The organism is Leucobacter sp. UCD-THU (assembly GCF_000349545.1).
Lineage (GTDB): Bacteria > Actinomycetota > Actinomycetes > Actinomycetales > Microbacteriaceae > Leucobacter > Leucobacter muris.
In genome coordinates this window covers 614,375-635,009 of sequence record NZ_KB714602.1, presented here as the reverse complement: position 1 = coordinate 635,009, position 20,635 = coordinate 614,375, and the positions used below count along the sequence as shown (strand labels likewise).

The window sequence follows — 20,635 nt, the reverse complement described above, 5'->3', positions numbered from 1 at the left end:
GACGGATCATCTTTCGAGTCGGATCAGCCGGGCGGGCCGAGGAGATGAGTGGGCGAAGGGTGGAGACCGCGCACCATGATACGGGAGAACGAGACCGGGAGCCGGGATAGAATCGACGGCATGACATTCGTGAGCCGAGCGGGTCACCCAGAGCTGTGAATCGCAACCGCCTGCCCTCGTGGATCAATCGGCTGATCGATCTCATCGCCGATGCACCCATGAGCCCGCTCGGGAGGCTTGCGGCGCGCCGCCTCGGCCGCCCGGCTCCTCGAGGCAGTGTGCCCACGACGTCGTTCGCCGAGAAACCGACGCGTCTGCTGATCGCGCCGGTCAACTACTCGGGCCAGGCGTTCGCCTGGGCGAGGGCGCTCGAGGCCGCCGACACCGGCATCTCGGCCCGAAACATGGCGTTCGACGTGCCCGGCGGGTTCGACTTCGAGGCCGACCTGCTCGTGCCGGTCGGCACCTACCACAACGACCCCGACTGGCAGCGGCGGCAGTTCGAGGCTGCGACGCGCGGCACCCACGTGCTCATCGAGGCCGAGGAACCGCCGTTCGGGCGGCTGATGGGCCGATCCGTCGAAGTCCAAGCGCAGGCGCTGATCGACCACAGCGTCGACGTGGCCTACCTGGCTCATGGCACGGACGCTCGGCTGCCGTCGCGACACATGCGCGAGCATCCCCTCTCCTACTACGACGATCCGGCGGTATACGTGCCTCGCGCCGAGCAGCTCGCGGCTCGCAACATCGCGCTCCTCGAACGCAGCGGTCGTCCGGTCTTCGTCTCGACGCCGGATCTGCGAAGCGATCTGCCCGACGCGTTCTGGTGCCCGGTCGTGGTCGATCCGCAGCGGTGGGCCGCCGACGCTCGGGAGGAGCGCCCCGCGGGAGCACCGCTGCGCGTCGCTCACGCACCATCGGTCGCAGCATACAAGGGCACTCCGCTCATCATGCCGATGCTCGAGCAGTTGCAGGCCGAGGGGCTGATCGAGCTCGATCTCATCCAGGGCGTGCCCTCGACCGAGATGCCCGCGAGGTTCGCCGAGGCCGACGTGGTGCTCGACCAGTTCCGCACGGGCTCGTACGGGGTGGCCGCCTGCGAGGCGATGGCCGCGGGTTGCGTGGTGGTCGGCCAGGTCTTCGAGCGCGTGAGGGCCGACATTCTCGCGGCGACCGGCCTGCAATTGCCGGTGATCGAGGCGAGTGTGGGTACGCTTGAAGTCGTGTTGCGTCGTCTCATCGCGGCTCCCGATCTCTCACGCGAACGCGCTCGCAGCGTCGAGTTCGTAAGCGCGGTGCACGACGGGCGCTATTCGGCCCGTGTGCTGCAGCAGCACTGGGTCTCACGTTCGGCTCGGAAGGAGGGGTTCGATGCATCCGGCAGCTGAGCGCCTCTGGAAGCTCGTTCCGAAGTTCGGGCAGGACGCGATCGCGTCGACCGTCGATCGGCTCAAGGGCGTCACGCCTCCCCCGCCTCCCCTGCCCGACGAGGGCAAACCGGTGCGGCTCTTCATCGGCCCCGTGAACTACGCGGGCCAGGGCTACCAGTGGGGCCGCGCGGTGGAGACGAGCGGCGAGGTCTCCTCGCGCAACTACGTGCACGACGGCAACAACGTGCTGCACTATCCCGCCGACTACACCGTCTCGTGGCGCACGACCGAGCACTCCCGAGCCTGGCAGCGGGCCATGATTGACACACTCGCCGAGCACTACACCCACGTGCTCATCGAAGCCTGCTATCCCGTTCTCGGCGGCATGTTCTCGGGCGACATGCGCCGTCAGATCGCGCGCATGCGGGAGGCCGGGCTGAAGGTCGCCTTCGTCGGCCACGGCACCGACGTGCGCCTCCCATCCCGACACGCCGAACTCGACGAGTGGTCGTACTTCCGCGACTCCGAGTGGGTCGACCCCCGGCTCGTCGAACCCGTCGTCGCCGAGAACCTGCGGCTCATCGCAGACACCGGCGCGCCGGTATTCGTCTCGACCGCTGGCCTGCTCCTCGACCTTCCCGAAGCCCACTTCCTCGGCGTCATCATCGACCCCGAGCGCTGGGCGAACGACGCGCCGCTGCTCGAGCGCGAGCGCATCAAGGTCGTGCACGCCCCGACCAACCCGATCCCCAAGGGCACCACGTACGTGGCCCCGGTCGCCCAGAAGCTCCACGACGAGGGGCTCATCGAGTACGTCGAGCTGCAGGGAGTGCCGAACCACGAGATGCCCGCGGTGTTCGCCGACGCCGACGTGGTGCTCGACCAGTTCCGATCGGGCGACTACGGCGTAGCCGCTTGCGAGGTGATGGCGTCGGGTCGCATCGTGCTCGCGCACGTGAGCGATCAGGTGCGCGGTGAGGTCGAACGCCACGCCGGGATGCCGCTGCCGATCCACGAGACGACCGTCGAGTGCGTCGAGGCGACGCTGCGCGACATCGTGGCTCGTCGTGAACACTACCGCGAGATCGCGCGAAGGGGCCCCGAGTTCGTCAGACGGCTGCACAGCGGCGGGTTCTCCCGCGACGTGCTCATGCAGAACTTCCTGGAGGCATAGTGCGCGTCGTCATCGTCTCCCGCATCTACCGGCCCGAGCCCGCCGCCGCCTCTCTGTTCCTCGGCTGCGTCGCCGACGCCCTGCGCGAGCAGGGCGTCGAAGTAGAGGTGCTCACCGCCAAGCCCCTGCCCGGGCAGGGCGACGGCTCCCGCGGCGAGCGCATCCGCACCTTCCCCGTCATGCGCGACCGCAGCGGCTACGTACGCGGATACGTGCAGTACATGAGCTTCGACGTTCCCCTCCTCTTCCGACTGCTGTTCGCTCGGCGCCCCGCTGTCGTCTTCGTCGAGCCTCCGCCCACCACGGGTGCGGTGGTGCGGCTCGTCTGCGCGATCCGACGCATCCCCTATGTCTACGATGCGGCTGATATCTGGGCTGACGCCGCGGCCTACATGCAGACCTCCCCGCTCGTGGTGCGAGTCCTGCGCCGCGTCGAGCGCTTCGCGCTGCGAGGAGCGCGCGCGCTCGTGACCATCTCGCAGGGCGTCGCCGATCGTGTGCGCTCGCTCGGGGTGCGGACTCCCACCACGGTCTCCGGTTTCGGCGCCGACACGCTGATCTTCCGGTACGTCGAGGCGCCGACCGAGCCCGTATTCCTCTACGCGGGCACGTACACCGAGTTGCACGGCGCATCGATCCTCATCAGCGCGTTCGCCCGCTTCTCCGAGACCCACGCCGGCTACCGTCTGCGCTTCATCGGCAACGGCACCGGTCAGGACGAGATGCGGCATCAGGCCCGAATTCTCGGCGTCGAGCACTCGGTCGACTTCGTGAGCCCGATCCCCGCGGCAGAGCTGCAGCCGGAGTTCGCCCGAGCGGTGGCGAGCCTCTCCACGCAGTTCCCCGAACCCGGCTACCGCTACGCGTTCACCTCGAAGATCTACTCCTCGCTCGCGGTCGGCTGCCCGGTGATCTTCGCCGGCCCGGGGCCCACGGGCTCCTTCATCGACCAGGCCGCCGAGCAGATCGAGGTCGGCTGCGCGGTCGACTACGAGATCGAGGCGATCGCAGACGCGATGCGGAAGGCCGCCGACCACCCGCTGCCGGCCGAGCGTCGGCGCGCGCTCGCCGAGTGGACCGCCGAGCACCACTCGATGAGCTCGGTCGCCGCGCAGGTCGCCGGGGTCATCGCCGACACCGCCCGCGACAGCGGGCGAGACCAGCGGCGATGAGCTCCTTCTTCTCGAGGGCGGCCGCCTGGGCGATCAAGCACCGCTCGAAGCTGCCCTCCTGGGCGCAGCGCCTCATGGAGTCGGCGGCCCGCAACCCCGACGGGTTCATGGGGCGCATGACCGGTCGCCTGCTCGGAGGGGGCGACGCACCCAACACGACCGCACCCGAGGCCGACGTGCGCGTGTACATCGCCCCCACCAACTACGCGGGTCAGGGGTACCTCTGGGCGAGGGCGCTCGAGGCCGCCGACGACCGGGTCGGCGCCCGCAACATGGCCATCTCGCTCCCCGGCGATTACGCCTTCGAGGCCGACACCCCGGTGCCCATCGCCGCATTCAACTCCTCCGCCGAGTGGGGCGAGCTCGAGTGGGAGGCGGCGCAACGGTTCACCCACGTGCTCGTCGAGGCCGAACGACCGATGTTCGGGCGTCGCTTCGGCCATGACCTGCGCGCCGAGGTGGCGGCGCTCGAGGCCGCCGGAGTCTCTGTGGCATATATCTGTCACGGCAATGACATCCGCGATCCCGATCGCCACGCCGCCCTCACCCCCTGGTCGCTGTTCCCCGACGATCCCCGCACCGACTTCTTCCGGTCGGAGGCCCGGGCGAACCTCGCGCTCCTCACGGAGCTCGGCGGCCCGGTCTTCGTCTCGACGCCGGATCTCAGCGCCGACGTGCCCGACGCCTCCTGGTGCCCCGTCATCGTCGATCTCGTGCGCTTCGGCGGCGAGACCCCACCCGTCTTCGCGCGCGATCGCGTGAGCGTCGTGCACGCCTCGAGCGACCCGTTCGGCAAGGGCTCCGACTACATCGAACCGGCGCTCGAGCCCCTCATCGCGTCGGGCCTCGTCGACTACCGTCTGGTCACGTCGACGCCCGCCGCACAGATGCCATCCGTCTTCGCCTCCGCCGACATCGTCATCGACCAGTTCCGGGCCGGATCCTACGGCGTCGCGGCCTGCGAGGCCATGGCCTCCGGCCGAGTGGTCGTGGGCCATGTCATGCCTCTCGCGCGCGAGTTCATCACCCGGCAGACGGGTCTCGAGCTGCCGATCGTTGAGGCCACCCCCGATACGCTCCGCACGGTCGTCGAAGAGCTGGCCGCCGACCCCGCTCGGGCGCGCGAGATCGCGGAGGCCGGCCGTCGGTACGTCTCCGCCGTGCACTCCGGGGCCGAGAGCGCCCGCGCGCTGGTCGAGCGCTGGATCGGGGCCTGAGCTGCCTGCGTCTCTGCCGTCGCGTTCCTACCAGTTCAGCACGAGACCGCCCCACGACAGGCCCACGCCGAACCCGAGCAGCATCACCCGCATGCCCGGCTTCAACTCGCCCGCCCGAACCGCATCGGTCAGAGCGATGGGGATCGTCGACGACACCGTGTTTCCCGACTCGGCGAGCGAGACGAAGAACTTCTCCTCGGGCACCTTGAGCTTCTTGCGCAGGTGCTCGAGCATGAAGGCGTTCGCCTGGTGGAAGACGAAGAGATCGATGTCGTCGAGGCCGAGCTCGGCCTTGGCGAGGATCGTGTCGACCGACTCGGGCACCACGCGCAGCGTGAAGTTGAAGATCTCGGGGCCGTCCATGTAGAGGTCGTAGCCGTTACTCTCGAGCCCGCGCTCGGCGGCCGGGGACTTCGCCTCGATGTCGGCGCCCTGCCGCATGCCGCCGTGGGGCACCACGAGCTTGCCGGCCCCCGAGCCGTCGGTGCCGTAGGTGATGGCCGTGATCCCCGACGCGTCACTCTCTTGAGCCGTCACGAGCGTCGCCGCAGCTCCGTCGCCGAAGATGGTGCGCACGCTCTTATCGCTGGGGTTCACGAACTTCGTGTACGTGTCGGCCGTGACGATCAGCACGTTCGAGACCTGCCCCGACTCGATGAGGCCCTTGGCCTGGCCCAGCGCGTAGATGTATCCCGAGCAGCCCAGGTTCAGGTCGGCGGCGCCGGCGCTGCTGCGCAGACCGAGCCCCTCGTGCACGATGCAGGCCGTCGTCGGCAGATAGAAATCGGGGCTCTGGGTGCAGACGATGAGGTAGTCGATCGATTGGGGATCGATGCCGTGCGCGCTCAGCAGCTTGCGCCCCGCGGCGATCGCGAGGTCGGAGGAGAACTCGTCGTCGCCGGCGATGTGCCGGCGGTCGATGCCCGTCTTCGCCGAGATCTTCTCGACACTCCACTCGGGGAACTCGGCCGAGAGATCCTCGTTGGAGAGGACCCGCTCGGGAAGGTGGTAATCGACCGCGGTGATACGTGCCTGCATGCTTCAGATCCTACCTCCCGGCACGGAGCCGCCGCGCGATCCGCGTGCCCGCTCGGAGCAGAGGATCAGTGGGCGGTGTAGCCGCCGTCGACCACCAGGGTGGTGCCGGTGACCCACCGCGAGGCGTCCGAGAGCAGGAACAGCACCGCGTTCGCCACGTCGTCGGCCGAACCGATCCCCATCGGATGCTCGGCCTCGATGCTCTGCCACGCGGTCTGCCCCACCTTGCGGCGCAGCTCCTCGGTGAGCGCGGTCTCGACGATGCCGGCCGCGACGCTGTTCACCCTGATGCGCTCGGGCGCGAGCTCCAGCGAGAGCGAGCGGCCGAGCGACGACACGGCGGCCTTCGTCGCGGCGTAGACGCTCACGCCGGCCTCGCCGACGAGGCCCACCGCTGACGACATCAGCACGACGCTGGCGCGCTCTGCCCGCACCTTCGGGCCTCGGAACGCCTTGGTGAGCAGCACGCTGCTCGTGACGTTCGTCTCGAAGAGGGAGGCGATCTGCTTCGCGGAGGTCGCGCGCAACGGCGTGGTCGCGTGCGCGCCGGCCGCGTGCAGCAGGCCGCCGAGCGGTCCGACCGCCTCGACGGCCTCTCGCATGAGCCCCGCGTAGCCGGCGTGCTCCGAGAGGTCGAAGGGCAGCAGGTGATGCCCGTCGCCGTCGAGCATGCTCGCGGTCTCCTCCAGGGCGTCTCGGCGACGGGCCACGAGCACCACGCGGGCCCCCGCGCGGCTGGCGAGCACCGCGGTGGCCCGGCCGATGCCCGAGGACGCGCCGGTGATCAGCAGCGCGCGATCGCGCAACTGGAGGAAGTCGATCACGACTGGGCCGTGATCAGCGCCTGCAGGTCGTCGACGGTCACGGCCTTGGCGAGCTCGTCGGCATCGATCTGCACGCCGAGGCGCTCATCGATCTCGGCGATGAACGCCAGATTGGCGAGGGAGTCCCACCCCTGGGCCTCGAGCGTCTCCGTCGCCGAAGCCTCTTCGACCTCGAGGATCTCGGCAACGAGCTCGAGCAGTGCGTCTTTTTCCATGGGGCTAGCCTAACAAGCCGCCCGGGCCTTCGCGTCGCGCGCGTCCTTCCACCGGCGCATACGACGCTCGACCGGGTGCTCGATGAAGCGGTAGAGCGCCCACGCGAGCAGCAGATCCACGGCGAACAGCACGGCGAACCAGACGACGTTGCGCCAGCTCGGCTCCTGATAGCCGAACACCCGCAGGGCGAGGTAGATCACCGTCGCGTGCACGAGGTAGAAGGCGAACGACCACTCCCCGAGCTTCACCTGCCAGCGGCTCTCGAAACCCGAGCGCTTCCCATCGAGCGCACGGCCCGTGAGCGACACGATCGCGAGCCCCACACCCACCGTGATGAACTCGTTGCCGAAGACACGCAGCGGCAGCAGCACGCCGAGCGCCTCGCCGACGGCCATCCCCAGCACGAGCGCGAGGAGCACCCCCACCCCGACCACCGGGTGCACCCGGGGCCGCCAGCCCGCTCGGATCGCCCAGGCGATCGCCATGCCCAGCACGAACTCGGGCAGACGCGTCACCGGCATCGGAACGACCGCCAGCCAGGACTCGGGCCAGAGCGTGACGCCGAGCCGATACGCGAACGCCCAGGCCACGGCGACGCTTCCGACGACGAGCGCGCCGCGCTTCGCGAGGGGCAGCAGGACCTTCGAGAGGAACGGATGCAGCGCGTAGAAGAAGAACTCGACCGTGAGCGTCCAGGCTGCTGGATTGCCCGAGAAGAGGATTGCCGGGTTGGCCCACCAGCCCTGGATCACCAGCACCGAGAGCAGCAGCACCCCGACGTCGAGCGGTTTCAGGAAGCTGCCCTCCGGGATCGTGCCGAGGGTGTAGAAGACGGGTACGGCGAAGAGCAGCGCAACGATGTGCGCCGGCCAGATGCGCGCGAAGCGCCGCCAGTAGAAGGTGCTCAGCGGTACTCCCGGGCGCAGCGACCACGTCAGCACGAACCCGGAGAGCACGAAGAAGAACGTCACGCCGAAGTAGCCCTGGTTGAAGACCGTCGAGATCGGTCCCGGCAGGGGCGCGAAGACCCGCATGTGGAAGAAGAACACCGCGAAGGCCGCCCACCAGCGCAGGCCGGTGAGCGCGTCGAGCCTCGGCATTCTGCGTTCGAGTATCGCCGGGTTGCCGAGCGTCACAGGTTCTCCCGCGTGTGTTGTACTGAATTCAGACCGTGCTAACTGTACCCGAAGCGCGCAGGCGCGGCCCTCGCGCTACCATCGAAGGCATGCCCGAACCCCTCGTCGACCTCACCATCGCCGTGCACTCGCGCACCCGGCCCATCGCACGCGCGGCGGCATCGGTGCTCGACCATACCGAGGCTCCCGTGCGCGTCAACGTAGTCGCCCACAACATCGATCCCGAGGTCATTCGCGAGAACCTCGGCGGCTACGCCGACGACCCCCGTCTGCGCCTGCTGCACCTCGCAGACGGCATCCCCTCCCCCGCCGGCCCCATGAACCACGGCTTCGCGAACTCCACCGCGCCCTACATCTCGGTGATGGGCTCCGACGACGAACTCGCCCCCGGCGCCATCGATTCGTGGCTGGCCCTCGCCCGTCGCACCGGCGCGCAGATGGTACTCGCACGAATCCAGCTGCCCGACGGTCGCATCGACCCCTATCCGCCCGTGCGCAACGGCCGCCGCACGGAGGGCCTCGACCCGCTCAAGGACCGCCTTCCGTACCGCAGCGCACCTCTCGGGCTCATCGAACGTCAGCGCTTCGGCGGGCTTCGCCTCACCGAGGGGCTGCCGTCCGGCGAAGACCTCGCCTACTCGCTCACGGTGTGGTTCACGGCCGATCGCCTCGCCTACGACCTGCACGGACCCGCTTACATCGTCAACGCCGACGCCGAGGACCGCGTCACCTCGGCACCGCGCGCGGTGTCGGAGGACTTCCGATTCCTCGACGAGGTCGAGTCGTTCGAGTGGTTCCGCACCGCGAAGAATGCGGTGCGCCGCGCCATCGTGGCGAAGCTGATCCGCATCCACCTCTTCGACGCGGTGCTCGTGCGCACCCGCACCGCCGAGCAGATCGCCGAGAACCGAGCCGATCTGGTGGCGCTCGTCGACCGCTTCGAAGCGCTCGCCCCGGGCGTCGCGTCACTCCTCTCCCTCGCGGATCGCGCTGTGATCGATGAGGTGCGCTCCGCCGGCGCCACGCCCGAACGCATCGTCGAGCTGCTGGAGGCACGGCTCAAGTACCTCTCGATCCCCACTCTCATGCCGCGCAACCCGTTCAAGGCGCTGCATCAGCAGGGCCCGTTTCGCACGCTGTTCGCGGGCTTTCGCATCATGAACAGCGCACCCGCGGCCTGATCGGCGCGGGCCGCGCTTCCCTCGGGGACCGACGCGGCTAACGCACCTCGCCGGCGAGACCCGCCAGAGCGACCTGCTCGCCGAAAGCGGGGTGCTGACGCGCGACCTCGGCGAACGTGCCGTGCGCCACGATCACCCCGTCGTCGAGGTAGCAGACCCGGTCGTAGTCCTTGATCGTCGAGAGCCGATGCGCGACCGAGATGAGCGTCACCTCGCCCTGCAGCTCCTTGATCGCCCGGGTCACCTCGTCCTCGGTCTTGGTGTCGAGCGAACTCGTCGCCTCGTCGAGCACCAGCACCAGCGGGTCGGTGTACAGGGCGCGGGCGATCCCGAGCCGCTGCTGCTGGCCTCCCGAGAGCGAGACGCCCCGCTCACCGATGCGCTCGTCGATGCCGCCGGTGCGGTCGGCGATGAGCGAGCCGAGCTGGGCGCGCTCGAGGGCGTACGCGACGCGCTCGCGATCGATCTCATCGTCGGTCCAGGTGAGAGCCACGTTCTGGGCGATGGTGCCGTCGAAGAGCGCCACCCGCTGCGGCACGTAGCCGACGCGGCCGCGCCACTGGCGCAGCACCGACTGCAGAGGCTCGCCATCGAGCTCGATATCGCCGGACGTCGCCTGACTGAGGCCGAGCAGCAGGTCGATGAGCGTCGACTTGCCGGCGCCGGACGGGCCGACGATGCCCACGGAGCTGCCGAGCGGGATGTCGAGGGTCATGCCGCGGATCACGTCGACCGCGGCGCCCGGGTAACGGAAACGCACATCGTTGAGGCTCAGCAGCCTCGGGCTCTGCGAGAGCTCGGCGGTGTCCGCCGGGGTCTGAGAGGTCTTCATATCGCGCTCGGCCGCGATGAGGTCGCCCACCACGTCCTTCGCCCCCGGCATGCTCGCGGTGGCCTGCACGATTCCGCCCTGCACACCCGTGAGCGCGGGGATCAGGCGGAAACCGGTGGTGGCGAACAGGGCCACCGACGCGAGGGCGGCCTGCATGCCGCCCTGGAAGTATGAGAAGCCGCCGATGAGCGCGATGCCGCCGAGCAGTGCGGCCTCGTAGGCGAAGCCGGGCAGCACGCCGAGGAAGGAGCCGTTCGCGCGCGCCCTCGTACTGTGCCTGCGGTTCGCGGTGACGAGGTCGGCGACCTCGCCCAGGCGGTTGCGCAGGCTGAGCTCTTTGAGCGCCTCGATCATCTCGGTCATGAGGTTCGCCACCCGATAGCTGTACATCAGGTTCACCTCGCCGGCCTCGAGCGCGCGTTTCGTGACCACGAAGTGCACGACGAGCATCACCAGCGAGAGGTAGACGAAGGCGATCACCGAGGTCGCCGGGTCTGCGACCACGAGCACGCCCAGCACCAGCACGAAGGTGAAGAACGAGCTCGGGATGCGCATGATGGGCAGCACGAATCCGGCCATGGCGTTGGCGATGCCCGCGTCGGCGATACGGGTGATCTCGGCGATCGAGCGCTTCGAGCGCTCCTCCCAGCTCGAGCCGATGTACGCGCGGAAGAGCCGGTCGCCGATCTCGAGTTCGTACTTCGCGAACTTGCGCGTGGCGAACCACTGCAGCACGACGTTGAGCACCGACTTCAGCAGCATCAGACCCAATGAGATGAGCACGAACAGCGGTGCGGCCTCGGGCTGCAGCTCACCCACCACCGGCAGTTTGATGGTGGTGCCCGCGATCGCCGGCCCGATCACGATCGCGAGCAGCGACATGCCGATCGCGTCGAGGGCGGTGATCAGGCTCGTGGCCACGATGTAGCCGACGAAGTAGCGCTGCGCGCCTGCGGGGAGCAGGGGCAGCAGCTGCCTGAGAACGCGCCAGATCTCTTTCATGCGGTGAGGATCAGGCGCCGGCGTTCACCACGGCGGTGACCGCCGCGACGATGCGCTCGATGTCGCCCTCGGCGAGCGAGGGGTGCACGGGCAGCGAGAGCACCTCGCGCGCGGCGCGCTCGGTCTCGGGCAGCTCGAGCCCCGGTGCGAACTTCGTCAACGAGGGCAGGCGGTGGTTCGGGATCGGGTAGTACACGCCCGAGCCCACACCGTGCTCCTCTTTGAGGGCGACATGGATACGATCGCGTTCCGCGGCGTCGAGGCGCACGGTGTACTGGTGGTAGACGTGCACGGCGCCCTCGGCGACCTTCGGGGTCTGCACGCCCGAGAGGCCCGCGAGGCCCTCGTTGAGCGCTGCGGCGTTGCGCTGGCGCTGAGCGGTCCAGCCGTCGACCTTGGTGAGCTGCACGCGGCCGATCGCGGCGTGGATGTCGGTCATGCGGGCGTTGAAGCCGATGACTTCGTTCTCATACTGCTTCTCCATGCCCTGGTTGCGCAGCAGCCGCACGTTGCGGGCGATGTCGCCGTTCGCGCACGAGACCATGCCGCCCTCGCCCGACGTCATGTTCTTCGTCGGATAGAGGCTGAACATCGCGAAGTCGCCGAGGGTGCCGACCTGGCGGCCGTTCCAGGAGGCGCCGTGCGCCTGGGCCGCGTCCTCGTAGATCGCGAGACCGTGCTGCTGGGCGATGGCCTCGATCTGGTCGACGAGGAAGGGGTGTCCGTAGAGGTGCACGGGCATGATGCCCCTCGTGCGCGGCGTGATGGCGGCGCGCACGGCCTCGGGATCGAGGGTGAAGTAGTCGGGCTCGATGTCCACGAAGACCGGCGTGGCACCCGTGAGCGCGACCGAGTTGCCCGTCGCGGCGAAGGTGAAGGACGGCACGATAACCTCGTCGCCGGGGCCGACGCCCGCCGCGAGCAGCCCCAGGTGCTGGCCGCTCGTGCCGGAGTTCACCGCGACGACCTCGCGGCCTCCCGTGAAGTGCGCCGAGAACTCCTGCTCGAACGCCGCGACCTCAGGGCCCTGGGCGATCATGCCGGAGCGCAGCACTCGGTCGACGGCCTCGCGCTCCTCATCGCCGACGATCGGCTTGGCTGCGGGAATGAAATCCGTCATCGAAAGATCCTTACTCTCTCTTCTCAGGCAGGGTCGCCGTGCTGGGCGTTCCCGTCGATCCTACTCCGGCAGGCGTGTCAGGCGCCGATGACCAGCCGGGGCACACCCGTCCATCTGGCGGGGTCGGTGACGTTGCGGCCGTCCGCGAAGAGCTTGATCTCCGGGAAATCAGCCGGACCGAGCTCGAGGTAATCGGTGTGATCCGCCTGGAGGATGGCGATATCGACCGGATCGCCGAGGGTGTGGGCGGCGAAGCCGTAACGTTCCAGCTCCTCGCCGCTGAACAGCGGATCGTGCACCGTGACGACGGCACCGCGTCGGCGCAGTTCCTCGACGGTGGGGAAGACGCCTGAGACGGCCGTCTCCTTGACGCCGCCGCGGTAGGAGGCGCCGAGCACGACCACTCGCTGGCCGTCGAGGTCGCCGATGGTCTGCTCGACCCGCTCGACCACGTACGCGGGCATCGTCTCGTTGTAGTCGCGAGCGGTGCGCACGATGTCGGCGTCGGGGTCGGTCGAGAGGTAGAGCCGCGGGTAGACGGGAATGCAGTGCCCGCCCACGGCGATGCCCGGGCCGTGGATGTGGCTGTAGGGCTGGGAGTTGCAGGCCTCGATGACCCGGTAGACGTCGATGCCCGCTTTGTCCGCGAAGCGCGCGAACTGGTTCGCGAGACCGATGTTGACGTCGCGATAGGTGGTCTCGGCGAGCTTCGACATCTCGGCGGCTTCCGCGGTGCCGAGGTCCCAGACGCCGTTCGGCCGGGGCAGGTCGTCGCGCTCGTTGAAGGTGAGCACCGAGTTGTAGAACTCGATCGCGCGAGCGGTGCCGGCTTCGTTCAGGCCGCCGACGAGCTTCGGATACTTCTTGAGATCGGCGAACACGCGCCCCGTGCGCACGCGCTCGGGCGAGAACACGAGGTGGAAGTCGGTGCCCTCGGTGAGACCCGATACCTGCTCGATGAGCGGCTTCCAGCGATCGCGGGTCGTGCCCACGGGCAGCGTGGTCTCGTAGGAGATCAGTGTGTCGGGAGTGAGGTGCTCGGCCAGCGAGCGCGTGGCCGCGTCCATCCAGCCGAAGTCGGGCTCGCCCGTCTGCTCATCGACCAGCAGGGGCACGACGAGCACGACGGCGTCGGCGTCGGGAATGCCCTCGGCGTAGTCGGTAGTCGCCCGCAGGCTGCCGGCGGGAACGAGCTCGGCGAGCTTCTCCGCCAGCCCCGCCTCGCCCGGGAAGGGCTCCGCACCGCTGTTGATGCAGTCGACGAGATCCCGGTTCACGTCGATGCCGACGACCTGATGCCCCATGGATGCGTACTGCACGGCGAGGGGGAGGCCGATTTTTCCGGTGGCGACGACAGCGATTTTCACGGCACAAGTCTAACGGCATGCCCTTTTGGATAGCTGCGGCACGCTCAGCCTCGTGCGGCAAGGGCCTGCAGGTACCGCGCGAAGTCGCCGTAGTTCTTCTCACTCGACCAGTTGCGCTGCCAGTGGCTGAAGCTCGCAGCGGCATAGGCGCGGTACTGCTCCTGGGGGGCGTCGAGCAGCGTCTCGATTCGATCGGCGATGTCCTCCGCCGTCGCGTTCGACGGGAGCAGACCGTCGAACATGCCCCCCGCCACGTCGATGAGCTCGCTGTTGCCTCCCACATCGGTTGCGACGACCGGCAGTCCCTGCGCGAGGGCCTCCATGATCGAGACCGGCACCCCTTCCGACTCTGACACATTCACGAATACGCTGGCGGGGTGCGCTGCGTGCCATGCCCGCACCCCGTCGTTCGACAGGTTTCCTACGAATTCGAAAGACCCCGGGGCTAGCTGTGTCGCTGCCTTCGCTCGCACGGCATCGGCGTGCGAGCCCTCCCCGCCGCCGAGGTGGGTCCAGCGCACCTGCATGCCCCGTCGCTGCAGCTCGGCGATGCCGTCGATGAGCAGCGGGATCCGCTTGACCTCCCTCAGGTAGGCGCAGGTGACGATGTGCCGCTCGTCCCGCGCGGCATTGTGGGGCGCGGCTGCGGGGGTCACTCCGAGATGGCTGGTGTCGATCTTCCCCGCGAAACGGGGATACCGGGCGCGCAGATAGTCGCGGCCGTGCTCGGATGCGGTGAACACGTGCTCGACCCCCGCGAAGAGCAGCTCGCGCTGCGGGAGGTAGTCGATCGCCTTACGCTCGGAGTAGACATCGTAGCCGTGCGCCCTCGTGACCACGGGAATGCCGGGGCGCCTCAGCCTGCGGCGCAGCTGCAGTGCGCTCCGCGCCGGGGCGTGCATCCAGTAGCTGTAGAAAACGCAGTGCTGCCGCCCTTCGAGCGTCTCGGTCAGCTGCGGGAGCACGCTCTCGATCACCATGCATGAGAAGAGGTCGAGCTTGAAGTCCTCCAGGCACCGGCGCAGGCGGGGGAGGCGACGCAGCGCACGCGCGACCGCTGCAGCCGTGGTCAGGGGGTGACGCAAGCCGAACGCGGCCACCCTCATGAGGTTCGTGGTCTGCGGGTTGAGGGCGGCGGGGGTGAAGAGGAACGTGCCCTCTGGCAGCTCACGCACCTCGCCAGGGTTCTGGTAGGGCGCCACCGGCACGACGACCACTCGGTCGAACGAGTCCGCGAGGAAGCCGATCTCCGCCTCGATGAATTCCTCACCCGGTGTGTAGGGGAAGAGATTCGTGAAGAAGACCAGCGTCCTCTCGGGCTGCTTCGCAGCCCGATCGCCGTGCGCTGCCATGATCGATGCACTCTCCTCACGCTCCGGCCTTGCATGCGCCGTCCTCGGAGGCAACCGGATCTAAAATAGTAATCCATCAGACGGCTTGTGCGCCGAGCGCCGGATCCGACGCCGCCCAGCCGGGACAGGAGGCCCAGTGGAGGCTCGTACCCCGCGACAGGTACTCGGCGCAGCCGCCCGTCTGCTGAACGCGCGACTGCACGGAGACCGCTTCCCCACCATCGCCCCCTCGGGCGGAGACGCGGATCGGGTCTTCATCGGGCCGACGAACTACGCCGGTCAGGCGGACAGCTGGGCGAGGGCGCTCGAGTCCGCCCGCCCGCAGACCCGCGCGACGAGCATGAAAATCCGTTACGGTCAGGATTCCTTCGAGTATCCGGCAGACCAGACGGTTCCGAGCGTCTACAGCAGACTCTCCCGCAGATGGCAGCATCGCCAGCTGCGGGCGCTGCAGGGATACACGGGCCTTCTGCTGGAATCCGCAAGACCGTTCCTGGGCGGGCTGTACGACTCCGACGCGGCACGTCAACTCGAAGAACTGGGACGCACCGGAGTGTCCTGCGCTCTACTGTTCCATGGCAGCGACATCCGAGACCCCGACATCCACGCGCAGAAGGAACGGCACTCTCCGTTCGCAGTCGACCGCGAACTGCGGGACCGATGCCGCGGTATGGCGGATCGCAGCCGCGAACTCGTCGAGCGCACCGGCCTCCCCGTCTATGTTTCAACGGTGGGCCTACTGTCCGAAGTCGAGGGATCGAACTGGCTGCCGGTGGTCATCGAGGCCGATGTCTGGCAGGCCGGCGATCCGCCGCTCTCGGCGGGCCTCCCCCTACGCGTCGCACATGCCCCGAGCACCGGGATCAAAGGGACGGACCTCATCGAGGAATCCCTCCAACGGCTGCACGCGGAGAAGATCATCGACTACCAGGTCGTCCGCGGGATTCCGCACTCCGCCATGCCCGATGTCTACCGGAACACGGACGTCGTGCTCGATTCGTTCAGAACCGGGAACTACGGCGTAGCCGCGTGCGAAGGCCTCGCAGCTGGAAGGATCGTCGTCGCGCACATCTCCGAGGAGGTGCGGCGGAGAACCCGGGAGCTCACCGGGGAGGAACTGCCGATCGTGGAAGCGACGCCGGAATCGCTCGCGGAGGTTCTCCTGGGCATCGTCGAGGACCCGACCCGCGCCCTCGGGATCGCCGCGGCCGGACCGGAATTCGTGCGTCGCTTCCACGGCGGCTCGCGAAGCGGAGCGGTTCTCGCCGAGTGGCTCGATCAGCACACCTCAAGGACACAGTGACCAACTTGTATTGTTGTTCGGAGTTCACATCATGAGGAATTGAGGCTGCGATGAAGACGATCCTGAGCACGCTCAGAGGCCTCTTCCGCGTCCTCCCCCCTGATGCCCGGCCGTTCTACATCTGGTATTCGATCTTCACCGGCCTTCTCGCGATCCTCGACACGGCCGCACTCGCGCTCATCGTGGTCACGGCGACCGCACTGGCGTCGAACAGCCCCCTCTCCCTGCCCTACATCGGAGAGCTCCCGGACACCGCGACGCCGTGGATCGTCGCCCTCATCTGCGTACTCTTCATCGGCAAGAGCGCCTGCGCGATGCTGCTGCACTGGCGCGCCACACGACGATTCGCCCGCTACGAACTCGATCTCGGCACGCGGCTCTTCGACCGCTACGCGCACTCGAGCTGGGAACGGCGTTCCAGGCTCAGCACCGCCGAGGTGACCCGCATCGTCGACGGGTCGATGGGCGCCGCCAACCGGGGCTTCATCCTGCCCCTGTCTCAAGTGCCCGGCAACGCCTTCACGTTCGTAGCCGTGCTGGTGGTGCTCGTGGTCGCTCAGCCCTGGACCGCGCTCATCGCCTTCGTCTATCTCTCGGCGGTGTCGGGAGCGATGCAACTCATCGTCTCGCGCCGCGCGAAGGTCGAGGGGACCCGCGGGCGCAACTATGCGTACCGCGTCGCGACGATCATGACCGAGATGGTCGACGCGCTCAAGGAGGTGACACTGCGCGGCAAGCTCGACGAGGCCGGCCGGGTCATCGAGAAGAACCGTGAGATCGTCACGCGCTCGCGCGCGAACATGGCCTTCCTCGGTGTCATCCCGAAGTACGTCTTCGAGGCCACCCTCATCGGAGGCTTCCTGGTCGTCGGCGGATCAGCATATCTTCGCGGAGGGCTCCCGGAGACCGCTGTGGCGATCTCGCTGTTCGCCGCCGCTGGCTTCCGCATGATCCCGGCGATGAACGCCGTGCAGGCGAGTGTCACCAGCGCGTCTGCCAACGAGGTCTACGCGAACGACGTGATCAAGGAACTCACCCGCGACCCGGACTCGGACAGGGTGGAGCGCACCGTTCCAGACACGGCCCTGCTGCCCGAGCGCATGGGGGCGCTCGAACTCCGCGACGTCAGCTTCCGCTATCCGGGCAGCGATCGCGACGTGCTGGATCGACTCAACCTCCGCATTCCCATCGGCTCGACGCTCGCGATCGTGGGTCCGTCGGGAGCCGGCAAGTCGACGCTGATCGACATCCTGCTCGGGCTCAGCACCCCCACCTCGGGTTCGGTCGCCATCGACGGGCTCCCCCTCGACAGCGTGCTGCAGCAGTGGCGTCATCGCGTGGGGTACGTGCCCCAGCGCGTCGCCCTCTTCAACGGGTCGATCGCGCAGAACGTCGCCCTCACCTGGGAGGACGACTACGAGCCGCAGCTCGTGATGCAGGCGCTCGAACGTGCCCAGGTGGCGGAACTCGCCAGCGACCGCGGAATCGAGGAGCCGATCGGTGAGCGGGGCGTCTCGATCTCGGGGGGCCAGCAGCAGCGTCTCGGTATCGCGCGAGCGCTCTACTCCGATCCTCTGGTCATGGTGATGGACGAGGCCACCAGCTCGCTCGACACCGCGACTGAGAACCGCGTCGTCGAATCCATGCACAGCCTGCAGGGCAGCATCACCTTCATCACCGTCGCACATCGCCTCGCCACGATCCGCGAGTACGATCAGGTCTGCTACCTCGACGAGGGCCGAATCCTCGCGAGCGGCACATTCGAGGAGGTCGTCGGACAGCTTCCGGCCTTCAAACGTCAGGCCGAACTGGCCGGGCTACTATAGGAACTCGGTCTCCGCCCCGCTGCCCCCTCTCACACTGGAAGGCCCGTCTTGCGCATCCTCCTCGTCTGCCCGTTCTTCCCGCCCGAGAACAAGATCGCAGCGGTGCGCATCGCGAAGTTCGCCGAGCACTGGGCGCGCGCGGGTCACGAGGTGCGGGTACTCACCCAGCAGTCGTCGGCGACGGGCCTCGCCGAGCCCTCCGATCCTCTGCTGAGCGTTTACCGCGCGGGGACTCCGCGCGCAGCCCCGTCCGCGTCGACCGCGTCGAAGGCGAGAGCATCGCTCCTCTACCGCTTGGCAAGCGAGGCCTACACGCGCGCGCTCGCGCTGGTGTGGCCGGACCTGTTCAGGAAATGGGGTCGGCAGGCCGTCGCTCTCGCCAAGCGCTGGGAGTGGGCCCCCGACGTGGTGGTGGCCAGCGTCGGGCCGTTCAGCTCGCTCATCGCGGGTTCGCGGCTGGCGCGCCACTTCCGAGCGCCACTCGTCGTCGATTACCGAGATTTGCTGTCGATGAGCACCTACTACCCCTTCGGCAGCCTGCGCCGCAAGATCGATGGGATCGCGGAGAAGCGTCTGGTGAAGAACGCCGTACTGCTCAGCAGCGTCAGCGAACCCCTCGTCGAGGAACTCCGCGAGCGGTACCGCCTTCCGGCTCAGGTCGTCACCAACGGCTTCGATCCAAAGGATTTCGAGCAGCTGCCCTACGACCCAAGCGGCCGGGAGCTGCGCGTCACCTACTGCGGCTGGGTGACCCCCCGGCGCAGCGACCCGCGCCCCTTCCTCGAAGGAGTGCGCAAGCTGCTCGACGCGCACCCCGAGGCGCAGATCGAGGTCGAGTTCTACGGTCCGCCACCGGGACCGGTCTTCAGAGCCTCCGCCGAGCTCGGTCTCGAGAAGGTCGTGCACTATCGAGGCAAGGTCACACACGAGGAGTCGCTCGCCATCCAGGCGAATTCGGATCTGCTCCTCTTACTGCTTTGGAACGATCCCGGCGCTGTCGGGGTGTACACCGGCAAGATCTTCGAGTACATCGGCGCCCGGCGCCCGATCCTGATGACCGGTTACGAGAGCGGGGCCCCGGCCCTGCTCATCCGCGACCACGGTCTCGGTATGACCAGCAACGACCCGGAGCAGATCGCGGAGTATCTCTGGCTGCACGCGCAGGAGAAGCAGCGCACCGGCCGGGTGTCGGCCCCTGTCGAGAACGAGGCGACCACGCTCTTCACGCGAGAGGCGCAGAGTCGGCTGATGCTCGATGCGATCGAGCGCGCCGTGGTGGGACGCAGCTAGCTCAGCAGTTCCTCGGCACGACGCACCGCCAACTCGGCGGGTCGGCTGATCGCGACCTGATTGCGCGCCCACTTCGCTACCGCGAGTCGGCGATCCCGCGAAGCGGCGTGCCGCACGGTCTCGATCATGCTCTCGGAGACAGCCGCCGGCGTGTATGCGGCGGCCCGCCCGATCGGGGTCCCGTCGACCTCGCTCGCGACGAACTCGACCGCAGGTCCGCTGCCGGCGAAGATCAGCGGCGTCCCGCACGCCGCAGAGGCGTAGAGCTTCGTCGGGAATGCGTAATCGTAGCCGACCTCGGGGCGCTGGCTGGCCAGGGACGCGGTCGATCGCCTGAGGATCTCTGCGAGCTGAGCGGGGGCCACCGAGGGTCGGAAGTCGACCGAGCCCTCGATCCCAATGCGTCGGGCCTTCTGCTCCAACTCATCCCTCTCCGAGCCGCCTCCGATGAAGAGCAGCCTCGCCTCCGGGAGTTCGCGGAGCACCTCGGCGAAGGCCTCGACGAAAATGCCGGAGCCGTGCCACTCCGAGCTGGTGCCCGCGTAGACGAACAGCGGATCTTCATCAGACTCCGTCTCACCGGTGAAGTTGAACGCTTCGACGTCAATGCCGTTGCCGATGGTGAGCGCACGATCGCTCGCACCGAGGGCCGCGAGTCGCGCCGTCACGCCATCGGACACCGACAGCACTGCGCTCGCACCGCGCAGCGCCCACCGCTCGACGATGCGCACGGCGCGCACCACGAACGCGGCAGACGCGGTCTGCTGGGCGGCGTCCGCCCAGATGTCTGCGGCGTAGTACATGTACGGCACCCGGCGCAGGCCCGCGACGAGGCGCACCACCGCACCCGTCGTAGGTGGCGGTTCGGTAATGATGACGTCGAAGCGCCTGCTGCAGAGCAGCCGGAAGAAGAGCGGGATGTCGAAGCTCAGATATGGGACATACCCGCGCACGTAGCCTGACCGGTTTCTCACGACGGGGAAGCGGCGCACCCGCATCCACGCGGTGCGCTGAGCGAAAGAGGCCGCTTCGCCTCGTCGCTCGCGCGGAATCGTGCTGGTGAAAACGGTGACGTCGTGCCCATGATCGGCGAAGGCCCTTGCTAGCGCTTCAAGCCGGAAGGAAGCAGCGCTCGGCTCCGGGTTGAAGATACGACTGGCAATTGCAACACGCACGCTCCTCCGCGTCTCCTCTCCTGCCGCCCGAGTAACCGAG

Annotated in this window: 17 protein-coding genes; 8 read left to right on the top strand and 9 right to left on the bottom strand. The window is 68.3% G+C overall.

Annotated elements, in window-relative coordinates:
• Positions 1–155 precede the first annotated feature (155 nt).
• Genes H490_RS26055 through H490_RS26040 form a run of 4 tightly spaced genes read left to right on the top strand, consistent with a single transcriptional unit; the run spans position 156 to position 4,933 of the window.
• Complete coding sequence (locus H490_RS26055) at positions 156–1,388, top strand: hypothetical protein (RefSeq protein WP_031290107.1); 1,233 nt, start codon at positions 156–158, stop codon at positions 1,386–1,388.
• A complete protein-coding gene (locus tag H490_RS26050) occupies positions 1,372–2,544 on the top strand; it encodes a glycosyltransferase (protein ID WP_031290106.1) in 1,173 nt (390 codons plus the stop codon). The genes H490_RS26055 and H490_RS26050 overlap by 17 nt, the downstream gene beginning before the upstream one ends.
• Entirely contained in the window at positions 2,544–3,716 is a 1,173-nt protein-coding gene (locus tag H490_RS26045) for a glycosyltransferase (RefSeq protein ID WP_017884422.1), read from the top strand. Before H490_RS26050 ends, H490_RS26045 begins: the two co-directional genes overlap by 1 nt.
• Positions 3,713–4,933, top strand: a complete 1,221-nt coding sequence (locus H490_RS26040; protein WP_031290104.1) for a glycosyltransferase family protein — start codon at positions 3,713–3,715, stop codon at positions 4,931–4,933. The genes H490_RS26045 and H490_RS26040 overlap by 4 nt, the downstream gene beginning before the upstream one ends.
• 27 nt (positions 4,934–4,960) lie before the next feature.
• On the opposite strand, the gene H490_RS26035 is transcribed toward H490_RS26040, so the two are convergent.
• The 4 genes from H490_RS26035 to H490_RS26020 all read right to left on the bottom strand — a co-directional run bounded on the left by H490_RS26035 (position 4,961) and on the right by H490_RS26020 (position 8,111).
• Positions 4,961–5,971 (bottom strand): 3-oxoacyl-ACP synthase III family protein, encoded by a 1,011-nt coding sequence (locus H490_RS26035; protein ID WP_017884421.1) that lies wholly within the window; start codon positions 5,969–5,971, stop codon positions 4,961–4,963.
• A gap of 65 nt (positions 5,972–6,036) precedes the next feature.
• Positions 6,037–6,795, bottom strand: coding sequence for an SDR family NAD(P)-dependent oxidoreductase (locus H490_RS26030; protein ID WP_017884420.1), 759 nt, complete (start codon positions 6,793–6,795; stop codon positions 6,037–6,039).
• Complete coding sequence (locus tag H490_RS26025) at positions 6,792–7,010, bottom strand: acyl carrier protein (protein ID WP_017884419.1); 219 nt, start codon at positions 7,008–7,010, stop codon at positions 6,792–6,794. Before H490_RS26025 ends, H490_RS26030 begins: the two co-directional genes overlap by 4 nt.
• Before the next feature lie 9 nt (positions 7,011–7,019).
• Positions 7,020–8,111, bottom strand: a complete 1,092-nt coding sequence (locus H490_RS26020; protein ID WP_017884418.1) for an acyltransferase family protein — start codon at positions 8,109–8,111, stop codon at positions 7,020–7,022.
• A 125-nt stretch (positions 8,112–8,236) separates the two neighbouring features.
• Between H490_RS26020 and H490_RS26015 the strand changes: the two genes are divergently transcribed.
• Positions 8,237–9,328: a glycosyltransferase gene (locus H490_RS26015; RefSeq protein WP_017884417.1), complete on the top strand. Its 1,092-nt coding sequence runs from the start codon at positions 8,237–8,239 to the stop codon at positions 9,326–9,328.
• Between the two features lie 37 nt (positions 9,329–9,365).
• Here H490_RS26015 and H490_RS26010 read toward each other — a convergent pair whose 3' ends face one another.
• From H490_RS26010 to H490_RS25995, 4 genes are all read right to left on the bottom strand, one after another.
• Entirely contained in the window at positions 9,366–11,162 is a 1,797-nt protein-coding gene (locus H490_RS26010) for an ABC transporter ATP-binding protein (protein WP_017884416.1), read from the bottom strand.
• A gap of 10 nt (positions 11,163–11,172) precedes the next feature.
• Positions 11,173–12,282 carry a DegT/DnrJ/EryC1/StrS family aminotransferase gene (locus tag H490_RS26005; protein WP_017884415.1) on the bottom strand — a complete coding sequence of 370 codons (1,110 nt, stop codon included), beginning with the start codon at positions 12,280–12,282 and terminating at the stop codon, positions 11,173–11,175.
• 77 nt (positions 12,283–12,359) lie between these two features.
• On the bottom strand, positions 12,360–13,649 hold the full coding sequence (locus H490_RS26000) for a nucleotide sugar dehydrogenase (protein ID WP_031290103.1): 1,290 nt from the start codon (positions 13,647–13,649) through the stop codon (positions 12,360–12,362).
• Positions 13,650–13,693: 44 nt separating this feature from the next.
• The gene (locus H490_RS25995; RefSeq protein ID WP_017884413.1) at positions 13,694–15,001 is read right to left on the bottom strand and encodes a glycosyltransferase; all 1,308 of its coding nucleotides are present in this window, start codon (positions 14,999–15,001) and stop codon (positions 13,694–13,696) included.
• A gap of 340 nt (positions 15,002–15,341) precedes the next feature.
• Here H490_RS25995 and H490_RS25990 point away from each other — a divergent pair, with 340 nt between their 5' ends.
• Genes H490_RS25990 through H490_RS25980 form a run of 3 tightly spaced genes read left to right on the top strand, consistent with a single transcriptional unit; the run spans position 15,342 to position 19,420 of the window.
• On the top strand, positions 15,342–16,304 hold the full coding sequence (locus tag H490_RS25990; protein ID WP_152424264.1) for a hypothetical protein: 963 nt from the start codon (positions 15,342–15,344) through the stop codon (positions 16,302–16,304).
• Between the two features lie 50 nt (positions 16,305–16,354).
• Positions 16,355–18,130: an ABC transporter ATP-binding protein gene (locus H490_RS25985; RefSeq protein ID WP_017884411.1), complete on the top strand. Its 1,776-nt coding sequence runs from the start codon at positions 16,355–16,357 to the stop codon at positions 18,128–18,130.
• Between the two features lie 48 nt (positions 18,131–18,178).
• The gene (locus H490_RS25980; protein WP_017884410.1) at positions 18,179–19,420 is read left to right on the top strand and encodes a glycosyltransferase; all 1,242 of its coding nucleotides are present in this window, start codon (positions 18,179–18,181) and stop codon (positions 19,418–19,420) included.
• Here H490_RS25980 and H490_RS25975 read toward each other — a convergent pair.
• Positions 19,417–20,595: a glycosyltransferase family 4 protein gene (locus H490_RS25975; RefSeq protein WP_041205414.1), complete on the bottom strand. Its 1,179-nt coding sequence runs from the start codon at positions 20,593–20,595 to the stop codon at positions 19,417–19,419. The two genes, H490_RS25980 and H490_RS25975, sit on opposite strands and share 4 nt — an antisense overlap.
• Positions 20,596–20,635: the final 40 nt, after the last annotated feature.